The sequence below is a fragment of the Shewanella cutis genome, from assembly GCF_022410515.1.
Lineage (GTDB): Bacteria > Pseudomonadota > Gammaproteobacteria > Enterobacterales > Shewanellaceae > Shewanella > Shewanella cutis.
Genome location: NZ_JACSDI010000039.1, coordinates 1 through 3,096, shown reverse-complemented (window position 1 = coordinate 3,096; position 3,096 = coordinate 1). Strand labels below are relative to the sequence as shown.

Annotated in this window: 4 protein-coding genes and 4 tRNA genes; 5 read left to right on the top strand and 3 right to left on the bottom strand. The window is 40.7% G+C overall.

All coding sequences use genetic code 11. The features are described 5' to 3' along the window. Positions 1-95: 95 nt before the first annotated feature. Both H9J30_RS21480 and H9J30_RS21475 read right to left on the bottom strand, forming a co-directional pair. Positions 96-671, bottom strand: coding sequence for a YceI family protein (locus H9J30_RS21480; RefSeq protein WP_240132834.1), 576 nt, complete (start codon positions 669-671; stop codon positions 96-98). Positions 672-675: 4 nt separating this feature from the next. Further along, the gene (locus H9J30_RS21475; RefSeq protein WP_240132833.1) at positions 676-1,227 is read right to left on the bottom strand and encodes a cytochrome b; all 552 of its coding nucleotides are present in this window, start codon (positions 1,225-1,227) and stop codon (positions 676-678) included. A gap of 387 nt (positions 1,228-1,614) precedes the next feature. On the opposite strand from H9J30_RS21475, the gene H9J30_RS21470 reads away from it, so the two are divergent. The 4 genes from H9J30_RS21470 (at position 1,615) to H9J30_RS21455 (ending at position 2,404) form a co-directional block, all read left to right on the top strand. Next, positions 1,615-1,690 (top strand) — tRNA-Phe (locus H9J30_RS21470). Between the two features lie 21 nt (positions 1,691-1,711). Continuing rightward, positions 1,712-1,787, top strand: a tRNA-Thr gene (locus H9J30_RS21465). A gap of 444 nt (positions 1,788-2,231) precedes the next feature. Continuing rightward, a tRNA-Phe gene (locus tag H9J30_RS21460) sits at positions 2,232-2,307 on the top strand. A gap of 21 nt (positions 2,308-2,328) precedes the next feature. Next, positions 2,329-2,404: transfer RNA gene (locus H9J30_RS21455), tRNA-Thr, on the top strand. Between the two features lie 146 nt (positions 2,405-2,550). Here the strand turns inward: H9J30_RS21455 and H9J30_RS21450 are convergent. After that, positions 2,551-2,736: a hypothetical protein gene (locus tag H9J30_RS21450; protein ID WP_240132832.1), complete on the bottom strand. Its 186-nt coding sequence runs from the start codon at positions 2,734-2,736 to the stop codon at positions 2,551-2,553. Positions 2,737-2,890: 154 nt separating this feature from the next. On the opposite strand from H9J30_RS21450, the gene H9J30_RS21445 reads away from it, so the two are divergent. Next, positions 2,891-3,096 (top strand): DUF3634 family protein (locus H9J30_RS21445; protein WP_240132831.1); only part of this gene is annotated, 206 nt, incomplete at its 3' end.

Sequence of the window (3,096 nt, the reverse complement as noted above, 5' to 3'; positions counted from 1 at the left end):
TCAAGAGTAAGCTTCAGTTTCTTCGTCAAAAACAGAAAAGCGCCTAAAGGCGCTTTTTTTATTAGCGATAAATGGCAAGTTAGTAAACTAAATCGTTACTTACGTACACCTTCAACCACGAGATCTAACTCAACGTGACTAGAAACAGGACCTAAGTCCATCTTGATGCCATAATCTTTCATCGCAAAAGTGGTTTTCCCTGTGAAACCTACGCGGTATCCGCCCCAAGGGTCTTGACCTTCACCAACTGCATGGGCTTGAATTGCCAGAGGTTTAGTCACGCCATTTAAGGTTAAATTACCGTTAATCACTAAGTCGCCATTACCTTTATCTTCCACTGAAGTCGATGCAAACGCTGCTTTCGCAAATTTGCCAGTATTAAGGAAATCTTCGCCACGAATGTGTTTATCACGCTCAGCATGATTTGAATCGACACTAAGCGTATTAACAGTAACATTCACCTTCATTGCAGTAGGTTTAGCGGCATCAAAGCTAAAGTCGCCACTAAAATCATTAAAACGGCCTACCACATAGCTATAACCTAAATGATTAACTTTAAAGGTAATAGAAGCATGAGCTCCTTCTGTATCAATCACATAATCAGCCGCAGAAACCGCCATAGGAGCGAAAAGAGATGCACTAATCAGTGCGCTTAACAGTTGCTTTTTCATTATATTATCCTCGTTTAAATTTAATCATTTTGAGTAGTGTTGAATCTTTATCGATAAAGTGATGCTTTAATGCTCCTACAGCGTGGATCACAACCAGTGCGATTAAGCTATAGGCGGCGTATTGGTGGATATCACCTGCTATATCTGCTTGGTTTTCAAACAAAGGCCTAAAACTGGGCAATTCAAACCAGTCAAACAGCATGATTCCGCGACCTTCTTCAGTAGAAATCAATATTCCAGCAGCCATGATCAGCAGCAGTAGAAAATAAATGGCGATATGGGCCACATGAGCCGCTAACTTTTCCCATGGCTGGTGATTTGGCTCTGACGCAGGTTTAGGATTAACCAAACGCCAAACAAGACGAAATAGCGTTAATACCAGCAACAAAATCCCGACGCTTTTATGCCAATGTGGCGCAGTTTTATACCAAGGACTGTAATAAGTTAATTCCACCATCCAAACCCCTACAGCAAATAATCCAATCACGGCTACAGCACTCAACCAATGGCTAACAATAGCAATAAGCCCATAATTCAAATTAGTATTTCTAAACATATCGCCACTCCAAACCTTCATACTTAAGCCGTGTCATTAAATAATAGTCATTATCATAGAACGAAATTTAAAAACTAAAATCAGCAAAAATCGCCCATACCTTTCTAAAATTTAGAAATATAGTTCAAAACCACGCTTTATTGGTAAAAAGTAAGTGATAGATGGAGCCATAACGGTAAGACAAACAATATTCCCCCATGAAACCCGCCTAGTTTTGACGCGATAATTGACAAAAAACACTCAAAGTGCACATTAAACAGTCGAACGCATCATTTATCCGGAAAAAGCGCTTGCAGAGGCTAATATCCCTCGTTAATATAGCCGCACTTCGAACGAGGCAGCATTGAGTTGTCAGTTTTTAGTAGTCAACTAACGCTCAGTTTAGTTGCCCGAATAGCTCAGTCGGTAGAGCAGAGGATTGAAAATCCTCGTGTCCCTGGTTCGATTCCGGGTTCGGGCACCATTATTCAGCAGTAAAATTTAAGCCGGCATAGCTCAGTTGGTAGAGCAACTGACTTGTAATCAGTAGGTCCCGAGTTCGACTCTTGGTGCCGGCACCATAAAAAAACAAAAAAGCCACTCAATGAGTGGCTTTTTTGTTGCTAGGATTTCGGTCAAGTCATATTACTCCAATCTAAATTACAGCTAATCTACTCTCGATAATTACAGAGGTGTCCAAGTTCGACTTTTGCTCCTGACACCATTGAAACAAATATTGATTCACTGCTTTGCACTTAGCTTCGCGAATTATCAAAGTTCGGAGACATAGACTAAGGTTTTATTCACATCTCCCACTATTTAATTGTTTTAACCCATTGATAGTTCGGCTAAGTAAACCATTCACATTCAAGTAAAGCGATAAATTTTGCGCACCTTGTTTAATACTTAACCAGTCGAATTAAAAGAGCTTGCACAGCGAAAGCGAGCACTATATTATACGCGCACTTCGAACGGATGGGTGCCAAATACTCAGTTTGAAGTAGACAACTAACACTTAGTTAGTTGCCCGAATAGCTCAGTCGGTAGAGCAGAGGATTGAAAATCCTCGTGTCCCTGGTTCGATTCCGGGTTCGGGCACCACTATTTAGCAGTAAAAATTTAGCCGGCATAGCTCAGTTGGTAGAGCAACTGACTTGTAATCAGTAGGTCCCGAGTTCGACTCTTGGTGCCGGCACCATACAAACAAAAAAGCCACTCACTGAGTGGCTTTTTTGTTTGTATGTATTCCTAAAACTCAATGCATCAAGAATGTACATCAACTGACTTCCAATCATTCCAGTGGGTTCTGAGTTCGACTCTAACTACCCACACGCTAAAAAACAGCTATTTAATTGACTCATGCATGACAGGCCTACCACCGGCTTGTACTTGATGCTGCAAATGTCGCCAGCTATGAGTTAATTCATTAAGCGGTTCTTTTCGCTCAGGAAAGCTAGCAGACAGTTTATCAATCATATCAATTTGTTTTTTGCACAGTAATGACCAACGGTCAGCGTTAGATAGGTACATGGCGTTTTCCTTAACAGTGGGAGTGACATTTCCTTACTAGCTTAAGACTAGGTCAGAATCCTGCGATTGCCAAATTAAAATTGCGTGTTAGCGCACTGTTAAACATCATCACTCCAGAGTATCTTTGTCCTATAAACATAAGATAGGAGGCGTTATGACAGCCACAGTTTTTAAACTCATTTTTATCGCGATTGGTTTGTTTCTTGTTTATAAACTGATATTTGGTGGTAAGAAGGGATTCACTATTTTCGAAATGCATTTTAAAGACGGTAGAATGACGCATCATAAAGGCAAAATCCCTGAGCGTTTCGAGAAGGAATGTCGACATCTTGCTAAAGCGGAAAAACTCACTTGCACAAT